Source organism: Cumulibacter manganitolerans (genome assembly GCF_009602465.1).
Taxonomy (GTDB): Bacteria; Actinomycetota; Actinomycetes; order Mycobacteriales; family Antricoccaceae; genus Cumulibacter; species Cumulibacter manganitolerans.
Window position 1 is genome coordinate 86726 of record NZ_WBKP01000001.1, and the last position, 19154, is coordinate 105879.

Below are 19154 nucleotides of genomic sequence, written 5' to 3' on the forward strand. Positions count from 1 at the left end.
TCCGTCGTCGGTGTCGAGCGGGTGGTCCCCGGTCGGGCGGTCAGCCCGGTCACGAGCGTCGTTTCCCACGGTCGTCGAGCGAGCCGGAGCGCCAGCGGAGGCGACGTCGAGACGTGGTGCGGTTGATCGCCGTCCTGCGTCGTCTCGACGTCGCTCGTGCCTCGCTCGCTCGACGACCGTGGGAGGGCGCGCGTCGCTGTGGCCGTACGGGCGGTGATCCGCCGTCGTCGAACGAGGTGTCAGCCGACTGCTGCGTCGTACGCCGCGCTCGTGGCGCGCCACTCGACGGCGTCGGACTCGATGCTCCGCAGCGCGCGCAGCAGGTCGGCGCTGAACGTCACGCTCGCCTCGCGCGGCAGCAGCGACGGCAGGTTGTCGATCGCGATCACCTCGGCGCGCGGCTCGTCGCGCAGCACCCGCACCGGCCGGTCCCACGTCGTGATCGAGGTGTTGACCGGCAGCATGTTGTTCGCCGACGTGACGTCGCAGGTGACGTCCGCGATCATCCGCAGCCGCCGCGGACCGTCCAGATCGGCGTCCGTCACGAAAGGTGGTTGCGGCGTCGACGTCACCACGCAGTTCACCAACAGCGCGTGGTCGAGCAACGCCGCCTTGTCCAGGTCGCGGGTCTCCGCGAGGTCCCACTGCGTGGCGTCGATCGCGGCCGAGGCCAGCGCGTCGACCGCGCCCCGTCCGCTGCGGCCCTTCGCCCCGACGACGAGCGCGGCCGGCGTCGGATCACCGTCGGCCGGGCGAAGCAACGCGTCGAGCGCCGCCTTGTCGGTCGGCGCCAGCGGAACGGGAAGCCGGCCGCGCAGCTGCAGGACGCCGAGCGCCGCGCCGACGTAGCCCGCCCAGTATCCGAACGCGACCACCCGGCGGCCGCCCTCGTCGGTGAGGTACTCGATGTCCAGCAGCCGGCCGCCGCCGGCCTCGAACCGCTCGAGCAGATCGCGGGCGCCGTCCTGCCCCTTGTAGGCGTGCCCGAAGAAGATGTGCCGGTGGCGCAGCGGGTCCGACGAGTCGGGCAGCTCCTTCAGGCCGAGGACGTACGCGTCGTCCGGCGCAGTGGGCCACGCACCGGTCGGGGCGAGGGTGCAGCCGGCGGCGGCGTACTCGTCGTCACCGAAGATCCGTTGCGGGGACTTCTCGACCGTGACGCTCGCCCCGCCGGCGATCAGCTCCGCCGCGTCCTGCGGGGTGAGCGGAGCGCGCCGCTCGGTGCTGCGCGACTCGTGACGCATCCAGAAATGAGGCATGCCCACATCCTGGCACTGGCGAGGTGGGCGTGCCGGGTTCGGTCATACTGACCCTATGACCGAAGAGCAGATCCGCACCGAAGACCGAGTCCAGTACACGATCACCGACGGCGTCGCCGACGTCCGCATGGTGCGTGTCGACAAGATGAACGCGCTCGACGACGCGATGTTCGAAGCGCTCGTCACCGTCGGCAAGGAGATCGCCGCCGACACGAGCGTGCGCGCCGTGGTGCTCTCGGGTGAAGGCCGCGCGTTCTGCTCGGGGCTCGACTTCGGCCGCTTCGAGGCGATGAAGAAGGGCGTCCAGCGGATCATCGACGAGCGCGAGCCGCTCGGTCCCGCCAAGGTGATGGGGCAGCAGTCGCCGTACGTCTGGACCTGGATGCCGGTCCCGGTGATCGCGGCCGTGCACGGCTTCGCGTTCGGCGGCGGCTGCCAGGTCGCGATGGGCGCGGACATTCGCATCGTGCACCCCGACACGAAGATGTCGCTCATGGAAGCGAAGTGGGGGCTGGTTCCCGACATGACCGGCACCCAGATGATCGCCGGCCTGGTGCGCCGCGACATCGCCAAGGAGCTCGTCTACACCGGCCGCATCGTGAGCGGCACCGAGGCGGCGGAGATCGGCCTGGCCACCCGGACGTCGGAGAATCCTTACGAGGACGCGATGGCGCTCGCCAAGGAGATCGCCTCGAAGTCCCCGCACTCGGTCCGCCGCGCCAAGGAGCTCATGGAGCTCTCGGGGCGCGTCTCGCTCGAGGAGGGCTTCGCCGCCGAGCAGAAGGCGATCCGCTCGCTCATCGGCACGCCGAACCAGAAGGAAGCCGTGTCCGCGGGCATGGAGAAGCGCGACCCGGTGTACGCCGACTACACGCCGGTCGAGGGCTACGACGCCTGACCCGCCGGCACCTGGGCTGACGCCGTCTCGATCTGCGGGGCAGCCAGCGACGCTAATCGTCCCTTAGCGTCGCTGGCTGCCCCGCAGAATCGTCAAGAGGTGGCCTCGAGGCGCTCGAGCGCCCACTCCTTGAGGACGTTCGCGCGGATCTTGGTGCCGTTCGTCCCCGTCGTCACCGGCATCTCGTCGATCACGAAGACGGCCACCGGGACCTTGTAGCGCGCCAGCGACGTCCGGCAGTACTCGACGAGCTCGTCGCCGTCGACCCGCTCGCCCTCACGCAGCGTCACGAATCCGACCGCCTCGTCACCGGCGTCCCGGCGTACGCCGACGACCTTGGCGATCTCGACAGCCGGATGGGTGGCGATGTGGTTGCCGATCTCGTCCGGCTCGACGAGGAATCCCTTGAGCCGGAGGGCTTCTGCCGCCCGGCACACGAACCGGAACCCGCGCTCGTCGATCGCCCGCGCGAGGTCGCCGCTGCGGAACCAGCCGTCGGCGGTGTGGTTCTCGGCCATCTTCTGCGGCTGGCCCAGGTAAGCATCGACGGTCTGCGGGCCGCGGAACTGCAGCTCCCCCTCCGAGCCGTCGGTGATCACCCGCTCGCCGTCGGCGATGCGGTACTCCAGGGCGTCGACGACCAGCCGCCCGCCGGGCAGCCAGCTGACGTCCGCCGGTACGCCGGTCGGCGTCGTGGTCAGCAGCGCGAACGTCTCGGACGAGCCGTACAGACCGCTGACGTGCGCCGTCGTGCGCGACCGCAGCCAGTCCGCCACGCCGCGCGCGGCGCCCTGGAAGTCGCCGACCCCGAGCCACTCCAGCGACGAGAGATCGGCGTCCCCCACCTCGTCGATGATCCGGACCCACATGTCGTCGCCGAACGCGCCGTGCGTGACGCGGTACCGCTCGATCTGCTGCGCGACCTCGGCCGGGTTGAACGACGGGTGCATGACGATCACGCCACCGGACAGCAGCATCGCGAACGCCTGCACGAAGCCGAAGGTCCCCGAGAACGGCAACGCGGCGATCAGCGCCTTGCCCGGGCCCATCCCGGTGCGCGCCCCGGCGCCGAGGCACTGCTCGAGGGTGCCCGCCTCCTTGTGCGCGGCGAGCTTCGGCAGACCGGTCGAGCCGGACGTCGTGAACGCGACGTACAGGTCGTCGGCCGAGGGCTCGGCCAGCTCGTCGAGGGTGAGGGGCTCACCGGCGCCCGGCAGCCAGGCGCCGCCGCCGATGTCGTACGACGTGGGATCGACGGCGGTCCTCGTCCCCACGGCGCCCGTCGTCGCGGCATCGGCCCCGGTGTCGGCCCCGGCGCCGGGGCCGGTGTGGGTGCCGGTGGGCGCGGCGATCGGCACGACCTGCGGCGGCGTCCAGCCGTCGGTGTGCGCGGCGTCCTCGGCGGCGGTCCGCAGCCGGCCGATCAGATCGAGCCCGACAAACTCGTGTGCGATGACGATGACCTTGGGTCGGGCGAGGGTCAGCACGTGCGTGACCTCGTGGACGCCGTACCGGGTGTTGATGCCGATGACGTGGCCGCCGAGGGACCCGGCCGCGAGCTGCCAGACGAGGGCGGCCGACCAGTTCGGCAGCCAGACGCCGAGGCAGTCGCCCTCGCCGAAGCCGTGCTCGGCCAGCTCGCGGCGTACGACCAGCACGCGATCGACGAGCGTGTTGCGCGAGATCCGCTCCGTGGCGCCCGCGCCCGGCTCGACGATGGCGAGCGCGTCGGGGTCCGTGCGGGCGAGGTCGATGAGCGTGCCGAGAAAGGTCATGGTTCAACGGTTAGTCGATGGATTTCGATGCGGCAAGCCGGGCCCACCCCTTGATCGGCGAGCGGGCCGCACGACCGGTCTACGCTCTTGGCGATGGACCTGCTTCGCGATGTTGACGGTGACCAGCTGCCCCTGCCGGCGCTGGGGCGGGATGCCGCTGTGCCGATTCACACGCAGATCAGCCAGTGGCTCGGCGATCTCGTCACGCACGGCGTCCTCGCGGCAGGCGACCGCCTGCCGCGCGAGCGCGACTTGTCGCAGCAGTTGGGCGTTAGTCGAATGACGTTGCGTCAGGCATTGGACGATCTGGAGCGAAGAGGGCTGATCGAGCGCCGACTCGGCAGGACCGGCGGCACGTTCGTGACCGAACCCAGGGTCGACTGCGATCTGACTGGGCTTCCGGGATTCGCGGCGCAGGTACGGCGTAAGGACATGACTCCGCACTCGCGGGTGATCAAGGCGCGTCGGCGAAAGGCGCCACGCGCAGTCATCAACGCGTTGCGGCTGACGCCGGGCAGTGAAGTGTACGAGCTAGTGCGCGTGCGGCTGGCCAACCATCGGCCCGTGGTGGTGGAACGATCCTTCTTTCCGCTCGGGCCGCTGCCACGGCTCCTTGAGCAGGATCTCTCCGGGAGCATCTACGAGGTTCTCGGCGGCCTGGGTCAACCCCCGCATTCCGCCTTGGAGGAGCTCGAGCCGGTGCTCGCGACAAGCTCGGACTCCCGGCTGCTCACGATCGCCGAAGGAACCCCGTTGATGCGGATCACGCGGACTGCCTTCACTGCCGCGGATGTGCCGATCGAGTACTCGGCGGACGTCTTCCGGACCGACATCGCGCGGATCTTCGTGCGCAGTCAAGTGGGTCTCGATGCGCAGACAGCGAACGGGTTTGACGTTAGGGTACAGACCTAATTCCATTTTGGGACTAGACCAAATCAGGCACAGCCCTTAGTGTGGCTCCAACCACACGTCCAGGAGCCGCGTACATGGTCTCGAAGTCGCCAGAAGTCGAACTCGATAGGTCACTGGTGCGTGCGATCGAGCAGCTGATGCGTGACGCCGGAGAGATCGCGCTCACCAGCTTCCGCGAGCCGATCGCCGTGGAGAACAAGTCGACACGAGGCTTCGATCCGGTCACTCCAGTCGACCGTGGCGTCGAGCGGCACCTGCGCGCGGGGATCAGCCGAATCAGGCCGAACGATCGCGTGAACGGCGAGGAAGACGGTGCGAGCGGCGAGAGCAGCACCACCGGGTGGGTCTGGACTATCGATCCGATTGACGGGACCCGCTCGTACGTGACGGGATCGCCACTGTGGGGCGTTCTTGTCGGACTTCAGGTAGACGGTGTCGCCGCGGCGGGGTGGTGCTACCAGCCGCACACCGGAGAACTCTTCAGCGCGGCCGGCGGGGTCGGCCGGCTCGTCCACAACGGCTCGTCCCGCACGCTGACGTCGTCGTCGACGCACGACCTTGCACGGGCCTCTCTCTACTGCACCGATCCCGCGTTCTTCTTCGAACCTCGAGATCGCGACGCGTTCGAACGACTGGCGCGAAAGGTGCGGATCCGACGGTTCGGCGGCGACTGCTACTCGTACGCCCAACTCGCGCTGGGCACCGTCGACCTCGTCCTGGACGGCTCCTTGCAGCCGTACGACATCTTGCCGCTAATCCCGATCATCGAATCGGCCGGCGGTGTCGTCACCACGTTCGAGGGTCTGCCCGCCGATGCGGGCGGTTCGGTGGTCGCCGCTGCCAACGAGAAGATCCACGACGCAGCGCTGAACGCATTGGGAAGGCAGACCGCATGACGACGCACCCTTACGCCGATCGGTTCGAGATCCACCGTTTTCTGCCGGAGCACGGCCGTGATGAAAGCCAGGTCCTGGCCGAGCTCGACACCATGGCCGAGGAGGAGAACCGCCGCTGGCAGTCCGGCAAAATGTCAGGCTCCCTCTACGGCGGAGATCTCGATCACTACAGCTTCATGACCAAAGCGTTTGGCAACTTCGGTCACGTCAATGTGCTGCAGCGCGACACCTGCCCGAGCGCGACGAAGTTCGAGAGCGAGATCATCGCGATGACGTTGTCCCTGCTCGGCGGCGATGCAACCGGTGGAACCGCGTGCGGCCTGAACACCAGCGGCGGCACCGGCAGCATCCTGCACGGCGTGCTGGCTCATCGTGAGGTGTGGCGCGAGCGTGGTGTCATCCGCCCCAACCTCGTCAAACCGGAAACGGCACACCCAGCCTTCGACAAGGCGGGCTGGCTGTTTGACATCGAGGTTCGTACCGCGCCCATCGATCAGCGCTCGACCCAGGCCGATCCCCGTGCCATGGAAGCACTCATAGATGACCAGACCATCATGCTCGTGGGCTCGGCAGGCAACTATGGCTACGGCACGATCGACCCGATCGCGGAGCTCTCCGAGCTGGCGCTCGAGCACAGCATCGGTCTACACGTCGACGGTTGCCTCGGCGGATTCATCCTGCCGTTCGCAGAAGCGCTCGGCTACGACGTGCCACCGTTCGATTTCCGCAACCGCGGAGTCACCTCCATGTCGGCGGATACGCACAAGTACGGCTATGGGTTCAAGGGAACATCGCTGGTGCTGTTCCGCGACCCCGCTCTGCGTCGGGCACTGTACTTCTTCAAGACCGACTGGAGCGGGGGCAGGTACGCCTCACCGGGCATCGACGGCTCTCGATCCGGTGGTCTGCTCGCCGCGACCTGGGCGACGATGGTCAGTCTGGGGCGCGACGGGTACCTGCGCTACGCGAAGGAGATCCTCGACGTCAGCGCCGCGATGCAAGATGCGGTGCTCTCGCACCCCGAGCTCCGGCTGATGGGTTCGCCGACCTTTCTCTTCTCGTTCACCTCCGACGCGTTCGACGTCTACCTCGTCAATGACTTCATGACGTCGCGAGGGTGGCGGCTGAACGGCCAGCAGAAGCCGGCGGCGCTGCACATGGCCATCACGTGGCCTCAGCTGCAACCGGGTGTCGTCGATGAGTTCGCGCGTGATCTCGTCGACGCCGTCGAGCATGCGAAGGCCGAGCATGCCGCGGGCCGCCCCGCCAAGTCCTCGTCGACCTACGCCACGAGTGAATCGGCGTCCCAGGGTGCCGCGAAGCTGGATCTGCTCGCGGCGCGACTCGACGGCTTCCTAACCGTTCCGCCGGGGTGACCTTGTGGCTCAAGGACTCGCCAAGGACAGCGTTGTGCTGTCGTTCGACCTCGGCACCAGCGCGCTCAAAGTAGGGCTCGTGAGCGTGGACGGCGACCTGCTGTTCAGCGACGAGTATCCACTGGTGAACCATCTCGGTGCCGACGGCGCGTCCGAGCAGGACCCCAACGAATGGTGGAGCCTGGTGTCGCGAGGCTCCGGGGCCGTCGCAAGCGCCGGATTCGATATGTCGGCGGTTGTAGCAGTGGCTGTCACGGGACAGTTCTCGAGCACGGTCCCGGTCGATGCGAACGGCAAGCCGACCGGGCCCTGCATCATGTGGAATGACGGGCGCGGTAGCGAACTCACCGCGGCACTTGGCGCCACCGACGAGCTGGAGCACCACTGGTACGCCGTCACCGGGTCGCCGGTACCGCGCGGTTCGGGCCGAGCAGTGAATCACCTGGCGTTCCTCGAGCGTGGGCTGCCAGAGATCGCCGTGCGCACACGGTGGTATCTCGAGCCGGTCGATTACCTGACCATGCGGCTGACCGGCGTCGTCGCCGCCACGCGATCGTCGATGTGTGTCGTGCAGCTCTTCGACATCCACGACCCGGAACGACTCGATTACGACTCACAGCTCGTTGCCGACCTCGGCATCGATCCAAAAAAGCTGCCGCCGCTGATTCCGACCTGCGCGGTCACCGGCGGCGTCAGCGAACGGGCGGCCCGCGAGCTCGGCGTCCCGCCGGGCACCCCGGTCGTCAACGGGCTGCCCGACAACCAGGCCGCGACGCTCGGGTCGGGTGCGGTGAATCTGTGGGAGGCCCATTTCGTTATCAGCTCCACGGCCTGGGTGTCGACGCCGCTGTCGGAACCGCTGTCCGACGCCGCGCGCGCGATCGGCTCCGTTCCGAGCATGTGGCGCGGGGAATACATGCTGATGACCAACCAGGACACCGCTGGGACGTCGTTGAGCTGGCTGCGCGACCTCCTCGCTCCCCTGGCCGGCGGCTCGCTGACGATCGATGACCTGGTCGCGCTCGCCGCCGAGTCACCTCCCGGCGCACAGGGTGTTCTGTTCGCTCCGTGGCTGTGCGGCGAGCGAACTCCAGCGGTCGACAGCTCGCTACGCGCGAGCCTCACAGGAATCGGCGTCCGCACCACGCTGGCAGACCTGGCACGGGCGGTCCTCGAAGGTGTGGCAGTGAACGCCCGCTGGATGCTGGACGAGGTCGAGTGGGTGACGCGCCGTCGCTTCGAGCCGATTCGCTTCCTCGGCGGGGGTGCGCGATCCGACCTGTGGGCGCAGATCATCGCCGACGTCTTCGGCCGGAGGATCGAACGGGTGGCTGCGCCGACCCACGCCGGCCTTCGAGGAGCCGCACTCTACGCGCTCGTAGCGATGGGACACATCGATCGAAGCAGCCTGGGCGAGCTGGTGCGCGTCGAACGCGTATTCACCCCTGATGCCGCACTCGAGCAGCTGTATACGGCGAGCGCAGCGCGCCTCGTGTCGCTCTACGAGGCGACCGCGCTACGCACCCGGGAGGGCAGATAGGTGCTGCGTCGATTCATCCTCCGCCGGGTCTTGATCGCGATTCCGACGCTGTTCGGATTGCTGCTGGTGACGTTCGTCCTCACCTCCGCGCTGCCTGGTGACCGTGCTGCGCGGATGCTCGGTCAACGAGGCGCCGCCGACCCTGCCATTCGCGCGAACTTCGAGCGCGAGTGGGGGTTGGACAAGCCCCCATGGCAACAGTTCATCATCTATGTAGGCAATCTGTTCCACGGCAACCTCGGCCGGTCCACGATGACCAAGCGCGCGGTGGCCACCGACATCATCGACTTCCTTCCCGCGACGATCGAGCTGGCGCTGGTCGCCTTCCTGTTCGCCGGCCTCGGCGGTCTAATCCTGGGTACCGTCGCCGCGTTCTTCCACCGGCGCTGGCCGGACACCGTCGTCCGGCTGTTCGCGCTCGTCGCGTCGGGATTGCCGGTCTTCTGGCTGGGCCTGGTGCTGCTCCAGCTGCTCTACCTGCAGCTGGACATCGTCCCCGGACCGGAAGGCCGGCTGAGCCGCGAATTCATCGCGCCGCCGAAGATCACCGGCATGTACACCGTGGATGCACTGCTGACAGGCAGGTTCGCCACCCTCGGCAATGCTCTTGGGCACATCCTGCTGCCCGCAGCGGTGCTCGGGCTCTTCTTTCTCGGCCTGCTGGCCAGGATCACCCGTGCCTCCACCCTCGAGGTGCTTCGGTCGCCACATCTGGTTGCCGCGCGGTCCAAGGGCCTGTCACCGTGGGTGCTTCTTCGACGCCACATCCTGCCCAACGCCTTCGTGCCGACGCTCACGATCATGGGCCTGGCGGTCGGTGGACTGTTGGCCGGTGCCGTGCTCACCGAGACGATCTTCTCGTGGCCGGGTATCGGACGGTACGCCGTCGATGCCGCTAAGACGCTCGACCTCCAAGCAATCCTCGGCGTCACCCTGGTCATCGGCCTGATCTATGTGGTCACCAACGCGTTGGTGGACATCCTCTACGGAGTGCTCGACCCGAGAATCCGGATAGGAGGCTGAAGTGACAGTCGACCTCTCCCGCGCCATCGAATCCGCACCCGAAGAACCAACCGACGGCCACAGGTCGAGGTCGTTGCTCGCCGACGCCGGGCTCTGGCTCGGTGTCGCCGTCCTGGTGCTGTGGATCCTCGCCGCCGCGACGATTCCGCTGTGGCAACCCTTCGACCCCATCACCGATCAGTCGGTCGCCAACCGGTTAGCGGCACCGAACGCGACGCACTGGTTCGGGACGGACTCCCTTGGGCGCGACGGGTTCACCAGGGTCATCTACGGGGCCCGCCTATCGTTGCCGATCGCCGCGGTCGCCGTCGTCATCGCCGTTCTCCTGGGCTGCCTGGTCGGCGCGGTCGCCGGATTCGCGGGAAAGTGGGCCGACGAGATCCTGATGCGCCTCTGCGACGTCTTCCTCGCCTTCCCCGCCATGGTGCTTGCCCTCGCCATCGCCGCTGCGCTCGGTCCCAGCATGTCCAACGTGATCGTGGCGATAGCCGCCGTCACCTGGCCCGAGTACGCCCGCCTGATGCGGGGCCAGGTGCTGTCGATAAAGGACAACCTGCACGTGAAGGCTGCGGAGTCGGTTGGCTGCTCCCCGGCACGGATCTTCCGGCTGCACGTGCTGCCCTTTGGTGTACCCCCGATCGTGGTTAAGGCGACGGTCGACCTGGGGATGGCCATACTGCTGGCCGCGGGCCTCAGCTTCGTCGGCGTGGGCGCCGCGCCGCCCACCGCCGAATGGGGCTCTATGATCGCCGACGCGAGCAATCACATGCCGCAGTGGTGGCTCGCTCTGTTCCCGGGTCTGGCCATCCTGACGATCGTGCTGGCGGTCAACTTTATCGGGGACTCCCTGCGAGACCGTCTTGATCCACAGGTACGCGCGCAGAACAGGAGCGCGGGTCGTCGCCAGCTGGGACGTCTGCTGCTCGGAGCGCGAATGCGGGAGGGTAGTCGTGACTAGCGCTGAGAACCTATTCGAGATCCGCGACCTGAGTGTTCAATTCCGGACCGCCGACGGCATCGCCAAAGCAGTCAACGGGGTGAGCATTGAGGTCGCTCGCGGAGAGCGGGTCGCAATCGTAGGCGAGTCCGGTTGCGGGAAGACGGCGACCTTGCTCGCGGCGCTGCGGCTATTGCCGACACCGCCCGCCCATGTCACCAACGGCGAGGTTCTTCTGGACGGTGAAGACCTGCTGCAGGTCTCCGACTCGCGGATGCGCGCCCTGCAGGGTGCGGAGGTCAGCATGGTGTTCCAGGATGCGCTCAGCTCGTTCAACCCCATCGTCAAGGTCGGTCGTCAGATCAGCGAGGGCGCCGCTGCGCACCGAGCGTTGAAACGACGTGCGGCAGAGGAACGGTCGATCGAGCTGATGTGGCAGGTCGGGATACCCGATCCCGCGGTACGCGCGAAGCAGTACTCGCACCAGCTCTCCGGCGGGATGCGGCAACGCGCCATGATTGCGATGGCGCTCGCAGGCAACCCGCGATTGCTGATCGCGGACGAGCCGACGACTGCCCTCGACGTCACCATCCAGGCCCAGATCCTGGACATGATCCGGGCCTTGACGGACCTCTCACTCGTGTGGGTGTCACACGATCTGGGCGTGGTAGCCGGCCTCGCGCAACGGGTCTACGTGATGTACGCAGGGTCGATCGTGGAAGAGGGCGACGTGCGCAGCGTCTTTCACCACCCGCTGCACCCTTACACCGAGGGATTGCTGAGTTCGGTGCCGCGGGTGCGCACGAGGGACCGGCGACGCCTCGACTCGATTCCCGGGCTGCCACCGATCCTGACCGAGCTGCCACGGGGATGCCCGTTCTACGAGAGATGTCCGATCCGGGTGGACCACTGCGTCGATAACCAGCCGCCGCTTGTTGAGCGGGGCGGGCAAAGAGTGGCGTGCTGGGTTCGCGCAGGCGGGGAGCCCGGCCTGGTGCCCGCGGCCGGGCCACGAGGGATGGAGAGCCGCGATGTCTGATCGGCTGCTGGAAGTCGAGGACCTCAGGGTGCACTTCCCGGCCGGTGGCCTCGGAAAGAGACACGGAACGGTGCAAGCCGTCGACGGGCTCACCTTTGGGATCGACGCCGGCGAGTCGATCGGCCTCGTCGGTGAGTCCGGGTGCGGAAAGTCGACCACCGGCAATGCGATTCAGGGGCTGGTCAAGGCCACCGCCGGGCAGATCCGGCTGAACGGGAAGGACCTGCTCGCCCTGACCGCCGCCGCGAGCGTCGGCACACCCAGATGATCTTCCAAGACCCGACGTCCAGCCTGAACGCGCGAATGACAGTGGAGCAGACGCTCACCGAGCCGCTTGTGGTCCACCAGCTGATACCTCCGGCAAGGCAACCACAACGAGTGCGCGAGCTGCTGGATCTGGTCGGCCTGCCGCAGCGTTACGCCGGACGGCTCCCGCACGAGTTCTCAGGAGGCCAGCGTCAACGTATCGCCATCGCTCGGGCCCTCGCGGTGGATCCGTCCCGATCATTTGTGACGAGCCGATCGCGGCACTCGACGTGTCCATCCGCGCGCAGATCCTGAATCTCCTGATCGATCTGCGGGAGGAGACCAACCTCGCGTACATCTTCATCTCGCACGACATGTCTGCGGTTCATCACGTCGCAGACCGAATCCTCGTGATGTACCTCGGTCGCCCAATGGAGCTCGCCGACCGTGACGCGCTGCACGAGCAGACCCGCCACCCGTACACTGCGGCGCTCCTGTCGGCGATCCCGGTGCCCGATCCGGACGTCGAGCAGCACCGAGAGCGCGTCTTGCTCAGGGGAGAGATCCCGAGCCCACTCCATCCGCCGTCGGGGTGCGTCTTCCGGACGCGCTGCCCGATCGCGCAGGAGCGCTGTGCCACAGAGCGTCCGGAATGGCGGGACGTCGGTTTCGCCGGTGAGCCACACCTGGTCGCCTGTCACTACCCGCTCGACCCGGGAGCCGCCTCGGCCGAGACACAACTGAAGAGTCATCAGCCCAAGGGGGAACAATGAGCATCAAACGTAGTACCAGCCTGATTACCGCGTTCTTCATCAGTCTTGCCCTGTTGATCACCGGCTGCTCGGCCTCGCAGGACGAAAAATCAGGGGGATCCAGCAACGAGCTGAGGGTCGCCATCTCGCTGGGTGATGCGTCCGGTCTGGACATCGCCCACGAGTTCGCGGACGCTCAACTACTTATCGTTCCGCTGTGGGGCGACACGCTCATTCATTCGGATTCGAAAGACCCGACGAAGCTCGAGCCCGGGCTGGCGAAATCATGGGAAGCGAACGCCGATGCCACCGAGTACACGGTGGTGCTGCGCGATGACGTGAAGTTCTCCACGGGCAAGACGATGACCGCCGATGACGTCAAGTTCACCGTTGACCGCTCGCGCTATATCGAGGGGTCACCGTCCAGCCTGCTGACGAACATCAAGGAAGTGACGGTCGTCGACGACCACACGGTTAAGTTCATCTTGAACCTCTCCGACAGCTCTTTCCCTGCCGTCTTGGGAATCGTCTACATAAGCCCGATGGACAGCGCGGAGGCCAAGAAGCACGGCGCCGTTGCCGAGCAAGGTGCGGCCACGAGCGACACCGCACAGGAATGGCTCAACGCGAACACGATCGGAACCGGTCCCTACATGCTCGAGTCATGGGACAAGAACCAGAAGATGACCTTCAAGCGAAACCCCAATTACTATGGCGATCCGCCAGCGTACGACAAGGTCACGCTCGTCGACGTGCGCTCCTCGGCGACTCAATCACAGCTCGTCTCAAAGGGTGACGTCGATATCGCACTCGACATCGATCCCGACGCTGCGAAGTCCATGGGGGACGGCGTGAAGGTGCTCAGCGACCCGTCGTACAACCTCATCTATATGTTCTTGAACAACAAGAATCCCGCGGCGCCGCAGCTCGCGGATCCGCGGGTCCGTCAGGCCATCCAGCACGCGATCAACTACGACGAGATCGGCCAGGGGCTGGCCGGCGGTGCGAAGCGGCCCGCGGCGGTAGTCCCGTTGGGCTTCCAGGGAAGCGATGCGGTCAAGCCGGCGACGTACGATCCGAACAAGGCCAAGTCGCTGTTGGCCGAAGCGGGCGTGACGTCGATGAGCCTGGACGTCACGTTCGCCAACATGGTCTTGTACGGGATCTCGTTGAAGACGCTGTGGGAGAAGGTCTCCGAGGACTTATCGAAAGTCGGCATCACGCTCAACCTGCTGCCGGTCGAGTATGACGCTTGGCTCGCGAAGATGCAGAAGGGCGAGCTGACCATGTCGAGCTCGCTGTGGGCGCCCGACTATTTCGACAGCGCGACTTACTTCGATGTGTTCGGCCGCAACGACGGCCTCGTCGGGAAACGAGCCGGCATCAACCTGCCGCAAAACCAGGGCATCTTTGACCAGTACCTCGCCACGACCGACAAGTCCAAGCGCGAGGACCTTGCCACGAAGCTCATCACGAACATGCGAGACGATGCATCGCTCATCCCGTTCGTGCAGCCGAACAAGATCATCGTGCATGGAACCAACATCACTGGGGTCGCATACAGCCCGACGCAGGTCTTAACCATCCGGGAGATCAAACCGGCATAACCCGAGCGGATGCGGCGACCGGCGTGACCGGGCGCCGCATCCGGCTCGGAGCCGAGACAATCGCGCACCGGAACACGGGGCCCGGGGACGCCGCATCAGGAGAGTGCACAGCAACACCACGTCGGCACGCCGACAGGCCCGGGACAGAAAGAGGGCAGCGACGGATGACACTGACCCGCGAAGACCTGACTGGCCGTATCCGCACCGGCGCGATCGACACCGTGCTTACCGTGTTCACCGACATGCAGGGCCGCCTGCAGGGCAAGCGGCTCCACGGGCAGTACTTCCTCGATCACGTCCTGGATCACGGAACCGAGGGGTGCAACTACCTGCTCGCCGTCGACGTAGAGATGAACACTCTCGACGGTTACCAGATCTCCTCATGGGAGACCGGCTACGGCGACATGCGGTTCTCTCTCGACCTCGACTCGATCCGGCTGGTGCCCTGGCTGCCGGCGACCGCGCTGGTGATGTGCGACCTCACCTGGATGGACGGCACCCCGGTAGCCCAGTCGCCTCGACAGCTGCTGCGGGGCCAGGCCGAGCGTGCCGCGCAGCTGGGCTGCACGGCGTACGCCGGCACCGAGCTCGAGTACATCGTCTTCGACGACAGCTACGAGCAGGCGTGGGACGCCGGATACCGCGGGTTGACTCCGGCGAACCGGTACAACGTCGACTACTCGATCCTGGGCGGCACGCGCGTGGAACCGTTGCTGCGTGACATCCGCAACAAGATGTTCGAGGCCGGGATGGTGGTCGAGGGCACCAAGGGCGAGTGCAACCCTGGACAGCACGAGACCACGTTCTTGTTCGATGAGGTGGTGCGGACGGCAGACCAGCACTCGGTCTACAAGAACGGTGCGAAGGAGATCGCCGCCCAGCACGGCAAGTCCATCACATTCATGGCGAAGTACAACGAGCGCGAGGGCAACTCCTGCCACATTCACCTAAGCCTGCGCGGTACGGACGGGGCCGATGTGTTCGCCGACTCGTCGACCCGTACCGGGCACAGCGCGATGTTCGACCACTTCATCGCGGGGGTGCTCGCGACGATGCGCGAGTTCACTGTGCTGTACGCGCCGAACATCAACTCCTACAAGCGCTTCCAGCCCGGCTCGTTCGCGCCGACGACCGTGGCCTGGGGCCGAGACAACCGCACGTGCGCCGTCCGCGTGGTGGGCGAGGGATCCTCGCTGCGTATGGAGAACCGGCTGCCCGGTGGCGACGTGAATCCCTACTTGGCGATCGCCGGAATGCTCGCCGCCGGCTTCTACGGCATCGAGACGGAGCTCGAGCTCGAGCCACCGATCGAAGGCAACGCCTACGCCTCGCGCAAGCCGACCGTGCCCACGACTCTTGCCGAGGCCCGCGCGCTGTTCGCGTCGTCCACCATCGCCCGCGAAGCGTTCGGTGACGACGTCGTCGACCACTACGTGAACGCGGCGGACGTCGAGATCGCGGCGTACGACTCGGCGGTCACCGACTGGGAGCTCAAGCGCGGATTCGAGAGGCTGTAACCATGCCCACGTTCAACGGCGAGCAGCGCGACGTTGTCAGCCCAGCGACCGAGCAGATCGAGTTGACCGTGGTCCACTCGTGATTCAAGCAGAGTGGCCTCGGTTGCGAACTCGGTCCGGACGCGCTCGACTCATCCACGGAGACGAAGAACGTCTTCAACTGCACTGACTAGAACCACGCAGCGGAAGGAAACCTGCACATCATGAGCAAGCGGCTCGACGGCAAGGTGGCCGTCGTCACCGGCGGATGCAGCGGCATCGGCTTGGCCACGGTCCAGCGGTTCGCCGAAGAAGGCGCTCGCGTCGTCATCGGGGATCTCGACACGGCGAAGGGGCCCGCGGTCTGCAAGAGCGCCGGCGGAACATTCGTCGAATGCGACGTCACCGACGCGGTGCAGGTCGACGCACTGTTCCGCGCGGCTAAGGAGAAGTACGGCAGCGTCGACATCGCATTCAACAACGCGGGCATCTCGCCACCGGAGGACGACTCGATCCTGACGACGGGCCTCGACGCGTGGCGCAGGGTCCAGGAGGTCAACCTGACAAGCGTCTATCTGTGCTGCAAGGCCGCGCTGCCCTACATGCTGGAGCAGAAGCGCGGCTCGATCATCAACACCGCCTCGTTCGTCGCCGTCATGGGCGCCGCCACTTCCCAGATCTCCTACACCGCAAGCAAGGGTGGCGTGCTGGCGATGTCTCGTGAACTCGGTGTGCAGTTCGCCCGCGAGGGGGTGCGGGTCAACGCGTTATGCCCCGGGCCGGTGAACACGCCGCTCCTGCAGGAGCTGTTCGCGAAGGACCCTGAGCGCGCCGCGCGACGCATGGTGCACATTCCGGTGGGCCGGTTCGCAGAGCCGGTCGAGATCGCCAACGCGGTTGTCTTTCTCGCCAGCGATGAATCGTCGTTCATTACGGCCTCGCAGTTCCTCGTCGATGGCGGCATCGCCGGCGCCTACGTGACGCCCCTGGACCAGTGATGCCAAGGCCGGTCATCGGCGTCACCTGTTATGTCGAGCCGGCCTCCTGGGGAGCGTGGCGCGGCGTTTCGGTGGCGCTGCTGCCGCAGCGGTACGTCGACCACGTCCACCGTGCAGGCGGCCGCGCCGTATTGGTGCCGCCCCTCTCGAGCACGGGCGCGCTGAACGACACCGCCGACGAGGCCGCGACCTTGCTCGACCGTCTCGACGGGCTCGTCGTCGCCGGCGGCGCGGACGTCGAACCCGCGCGGTACAGTGCCGAACCACACCCGACGGTCCAGCCGTCCCGCCCGGACCGCGAGGCCAGCGAGCTCGCGCTGGTCACGGCCGCACTGGCCGCGGACGTCCCGTTGCTGGGCATCTGCCGAGGAATGCAGGTGATGGCGGTCCAGGACGGCGGGACCCTTGAGCAGCACCTGCCCGATCGGATCGGCCACGAGCGTCACTCGCCGGGGCCCGGCCGGTACGGCGTCCACGTGGTGAACGTCCTGCCCGGCACTCGGCTGGCCGACATCCTCGGCGACAGCGTCGACGTCTCGACGTACCACCACCAAGGCGTGACGCGGCATCCCTCGTACACGGCCTCGGCCTACGCCGATGACGGCGTGCTGGAGGCGATGGAGCGCATCGACCGGCGGTTCTGCCTCGCTGTTCAGTGGCACCCCGAGGAGGGTGACGACAACCGGTTGTTCGAGGCGCTCGTGCACGTCGCGCAGTCGATAGGGTGAGGTCAACCGGCCTCGGAGGTGCGCCATGGCGGAGGGTTCATCGGGCGTCGTCGTCCCGCTCCACGGTACGAAGCGATCGAGCAGCGCCCTCGGGCGCGAGGTGGTGTCGGCCGCGCTCGGCGTCGCCGACCCGGTGGGCTCGCGGGCCGCGCTGCGTGAGACCGACTGGCGGCGGCAGTACGGCGGGCACTTCCGCCGGCTCGTCGAAGCCGGCCTCGACGACGCGGACGCCGCCGTCCGGATGGCCCAGGTCGGCCTGGACGCCGTGCACGACCGGATGACGTACATCGACGGGGAAGGCGAGCGGTCGTTGCGCGAGGCGATGCTCACCGAACCGGTGACGCCATTGACCACCGCGGTCGTCGAGGGCCGCGGCACCGCCGAGACGCAGTTGTCCATCCCGTTCCGAGGACGACGCCTCGCCGGTGACGAGCTGCACGCCCAGCTCGATACCTGGCTCGCCCGCGGCTCGATGGAGCCCTCGGCCGCGGACGCCGTCCGGCAGGTGATGGCACACCCGGAATGGCTGTCGCTGCCGGGACGCACCATGGTCGTGCTGGGCGCGGCGTCCGAGATGGGTCCCTTGCAGTCGCTGCTGCGGTGGGGCGCGACGGTCGCGGCTGTCGACCTGCCGCGCCGCGAGATCTGGCGGACGACCGTGGACCTGGCGAAGAAGTCCGCCGGCACGCTCCTGGTCCCGGTCGGCTCCGAGGGACCGATCGAGGACCGGGCCGGCGCCGACCTGCTGCACGACCTGCCCGCGGTCGGCCGCTGGATCGCGGACATCGACGGCCCGCTCGTGCTGGGCAACTACGTGTACGCCGACGGCGTCGTCAACCTGCGACTGGCTGCCGCGGTCGACGCGATGACCGCCTGGCTGATCGACCGGTGCAGCGCTCCCGGCGACCTCGCGCTCGCGTTCCTCGCCACGCCGACGGACGTGTTCGGCGTACCGCGCGAGACCGTCGAGTTCAGCGAGCGGGCCTACAACCGTCCCGGCCTGGCCCGGGTGCTGCGGACTCCCGTCCGGTTCCTCAGCGGTGGACGCCTGCTGAAGCGCAACTACGCGCCCGGATCGGACCCGGGCCTCAACGACTCCCGCGTCTCCCAGCAAGGTCCCAACTACCTGCTGGCCAAGCGCATCCAGCGCTGGCGCGCCACCACGGCGCGCCGGGCGGGGCTCGACGTGTCCATGCTGGTCGCACCGCCGACCCGCACCCGGTCGGTGCTGAAGAACCGCGCTCTCGCCGCGGCGTACGCCGGTGCGCACCGGTTCGGCGTCGAGGTCTTCTCGCCGCCGACCAGCAACACATTGATGGCGGCGCTGATGGTGCACGACCTCTACGCCGGCCGGCCGCAACCGCGCGAGCCGTGGCGAGAGGAAGCCGCGAAGGCCGTGCACGGCGGGCTGTGGCGCGGACCGTACGATCCGCGTTCCGCCCTCGGCATCGCCCTGGTGCTCGGGATCGGCCGCAACCGCTCCTAGCCACCCCGCCCGCGCGCCCGGCTCCACGCCCCGCTCCCGGCTCCCGCCCGCGGTGCGCTCCGGAAAACGTCGCGCTGGAGGCTTCCTGGACGTCCGGAGTGATCAGTGGTCTTCCTGGCTGACGTTTTCCGGAGACCGCGCGCGTCCGAGTCGGCGCGGCCGCTTGCTGGCGCCGGTTCCTCAGCC

16 protein-coding genes and 1 pseudogene are annotated in these 19154 nt (G+C 67.4%); 15 read left to right on the forward strand and 2 right to left on the reverse strand.

Features of this window, described 5'->3' with window-relative positions; genetic code table 11:
• Nucleotides 1-239: 239 nt before the first annotated feature.
• Nucleotides 240-1259, reverse strand: a complete 1020-nt coding sequence (locus F8A92_RS00425) for a saccharopine dehydrogenase (RefSeq protein ID WP_228389078.1) — start codon at nucleotides 1257-1259, stop codon at nucleotides 240-242.
• A 55-nt stretch (nucleotides 1260-1314) separates the two neighbouring features.
• Here F8A92_RS00425 and F8A92_RS00430 point away from each other — a divergent pair, with 55 nt between their 5' ends.
• The gene (locus F8A92_RS00430; RefSeq protein WP_153502613.1) at nucleotides 1315-2157 is read left to right on the forward strand and encodes a crotonase/enoyl-CoA hydratase family protein; all 843 of its coding nucleotides are present in this window, start codon (nucleotides 1315-1317) and stop codon (nucleotides 2155-2157) included.
• A 92-nt stretch (nucleotides 2158-2249) separates the two neighbouring features.
• Here F8A92_RS00430 and F8A92_RS00435 read toward each other — a convergent pair whose 3' ends face one another.
• Nucleotides 2250-3932, reverse strand: a complete 1683-nt coding sequence (locus F8A92_RS00435) for an AMP-binding protein (protein WP_153502614.1) — start codon at nucleotides 3930-3932, stop codon at nucleotides 2250-2252.
• Nucleotides 3933-4025: 93 nt separating this feature from the next.
• On the opposite strand from F8A92_RS00435, the gene F8A92_RS00440 reads away from it, so the two are divergent.
• The 14 genes and pseudogenes from F8A92_RS00440 (at nucleotide 4026) to F8A92_RS00500 (ending at nucleotide 18968) form a co-directional block, all read left to right on the forward strand.
• Nucleotides 4026-4844, forward strand: a complete 819-nt coding sequence (locus tag F8A92_RS00440; protein WP_153502615.1) for a GntR family transcriptional regulator — start codon at nucleotides 4026-4028, stop codon at nucleotides 4842-4844.
• Between the two features lie 74 nt (nucleotides 4845-4918).
• Nucleotides 4919-5740 carry an inositol monophosphatase family protein gene (locus tag F8A92_RS00445; RefSeq protein ID WP_153502616.1) on the forward strand — a complete coding sequence of 274 codons (822 nt, stop codon included), beginning with the start codon at nucleotides 4919-4921 and terminating at the stop codon, nucleotides 5738-5740.
• Entirely contained in the window at nucleotides 5737-7116 is a 1380-nt protein-coding gene (locus F8A92_RS00450; protein WP_153502617.1) for a pyridoxal phosphate-dependent decarboxylase family protein, read from the forward strand. The genes F8A92_RS00445 and F8A92_RS00450 overlap by 4 nt, the downstream gene beginning before the upstream one ends.
• A 34-nt stretch (nucleotides 7117-7150) precedes the next feature.
• Nucleotides 7151-8656, forward strand: a complete 1506-nt coding sequence (locus tag F8A92_RS00455) for a xylulokinase (RefSeq protein ID WP_194291296.1) — start codon at nucleotides 7151-7153, stop codon at nucleotides 8654-8656.
• Nucleotides 8657-9679 (forward strand): ABC transporter permease, encoded by a 1023-nt coding sequence (locus F8A92_RS00460; RefSeq protein ID WP_153502619.1) that lies wholly within the window; start codon nucleotides 8657-8659, stop codon nucleotides 9677-9679. It abuts the gene before it with no gap.
• 1 nt (nucleotide 9680) lies between these two features.
• A complete protein-coding gene (locus tag F8A92_RS00465; RefSeq protein WP_228389079.1) occupies nucleotides 9681-10637 on the forward strand; it encodes an ABC transporter permease in 957 nt (318 codons plus the stop codon).
• Nucleotides 10630-11655 (forward strand): ABC transporter ATP-binding protein, encoded by a 1026-nt coding sequence (locus tag F8A92_RS00470; RefSeq protein WP_153502620.1) that lies wholly within the window; start codon nucleotides 10630-10632, stop codon nucleotides 11653-11655. Before F8A92_RS00465 ends, F8A92_RS00470 begins: the two co-directional genes overlap by 8 nt.
• A pseudogene (locus tag F8A92_RS19415) lies at nucleotides 11648-12216 on the forward strand (ATP-binding cassette domain-containing protein). Before F8A92_RS00470 ends, F8A92_RS19415 begins: the two are co-directional and overlap by 8 nt.
• A complete protein-coding gene (locus F8A92_RS19420; protein ID WP_228389080.1) occupies nucleotides 12192-12674 on the forward strand; it encodes an oligopeptide/dipeptide ABC transporter ATP-binding protein in 483 nt (160 codons plus the stop codon). Before F8A92_RS19415 ends, F8A92_RS19420 begins: the two are co-directional and overlap by 25 nt.
• Nucleotides 12671-14260: an ABC transporter substrate-binding protein gene (locus F8A92_RS00480; RefSeq protein WP_153502621.1), complete on the forward strand. Its 1590-nt coding sequence runs from the start codon at nucleotides 12671-12673 to the stop codon at nucleotides 14258-14260. Before F8A92_RS19420 ends, F8A92_RS00480 begins: the two co-directional genes overlap by 4 nt.
• 164 nt (nucleotides 14261-14424) lie before the next feature.
• Nucleotides 14425-15777 carry a glutamine synthetase family protein gene (locus F8A92_RS00485; protein ID WP_153502622.1) on the forward strand — a complete coding sequence of 451 codons (1353 nt, stop codon included), beginning with the start codon at nucleotides 14425-14427 and terminating at the stop codon, nucleotides 15775-15777.
• Between the two features lie 203 nt (nucleotides 15778-15980).
• A complete protein-coding gene (locus tag F8A92_RS00490; protein WP_153502623.1) occupies nucleotides 15981-16754 on the forward strand; it encodes a 3-oxoacyl-ACP reductase in 774 nt (257 codons plus the stop codon).
• On the forward strand, nucleotides 16754-17482 hold the full coding sequence (locus F8A92_RS00495; protein ID WP_153502624.1) for a gamma-glutamyl-gamma-aminobutyrate hydrolase family protein: 729 nt from the start codon (nucleotides 16754-16756) through the stop codon (nucleotides 17480-17482). The genes F8A92_RS00490 and F8A92_RS00495 overlap by 1 nt, the downstream gene beginning before the upstream one ends.
• Before the next feature lie 25 nt (nucleotides 17483-17507).
• Nucleotides 17508-18968: a hypothetical protein gene (locus F8A92_RS00500; protein WP_153502625.1), complete on the forward strand. Its 1461-nt coding sequence runs from the start codon at nucleotides 17508-17510 to the stop codon at nucleotides 18966-18968.
• The last annotated feature ends 186 nt before the right edge of the window (nucleotides 18969-19154 follow it).

Bases quoted from the DNA above. Each gene is read 5' to 3' on its own strand.
- F8A92_RS00430 (WP_153502613.1), top strand. From the start codon at position 1,315: ATGACCGAAGAGCAGATCCGCACCGAAGACCGAGTCCAGTACACGATC.
- F8A92_RS00480 (WP_153502621.1), top strand. From the start codon at position 12,671: ATGAGCATCAAACGTAGTACCAGCCTGATTACCGCGTTCTTCATCAGT.
- F8A92_RS00500 (WP_153502625.1), top strand. From the start codon at position 17,508: ATGGCGGAGGGTTCATCGGGCGTCGTCGTCCCGCTCCACGGTACGAAG.
- F8A92_RS00490 (WP_153502623.1), top strand. From the start codon at position 15,981: ATGAGCAAGCGGCTCGACGGCAAGGTGGCCGTCGTCACCGGCGGATGC.
- F8A92_RS00440 (WP_153502615.1), top strand. From the start codon at position 4,026: ATGGACCTGCTTCGCGATGTTGACGGTGACCAGCTGCCCCTGCCGGCG.
- F8A92_RS00445 (WP_153502616.1), top strand. From the start codon at position 4,919: ATGGTCTCGAAGTCGCCAGAAGTCGAACTCGATAGGTCACTGGTGCGT.
- F8A92_RS00495 (WP_153502624.1), top strand. From the start codon at position 16,754: ATGCCAAGGCCGGTCATCGGCGTCACCTGTTATGTCGAGCCGGCCTCC.
- F8A92_RS00425 (WP_228389078.1), bottom strand. From the start codon at position 1,259: ATGCCTCATTTCTGGATGCGTCACGAGTCGCGCAGCACCGAGCGGCGC.
- F8A92_RS00485 (WP_153502622.1), top strand. From the start codon at position 14,425: ATGACACTGACCCGCGAAGACCTGACTGGCCGTATCCGCACCGGCGCG.
- F8A92_RS00435 (WP_153502614.1), bottom strand. From the start codon at position 3,932: ATGACCTTTCTCGGCACGCTCATCGACCTCGCCCGCACGGACCCCGAC.
- F8A92_RS00450 (WP_153502617.1), top strand. From the start codon at position 5,737: ATGACGACGCACCCTTACGCCGATCGGTTCGAGATCCACCGTTTTCTG.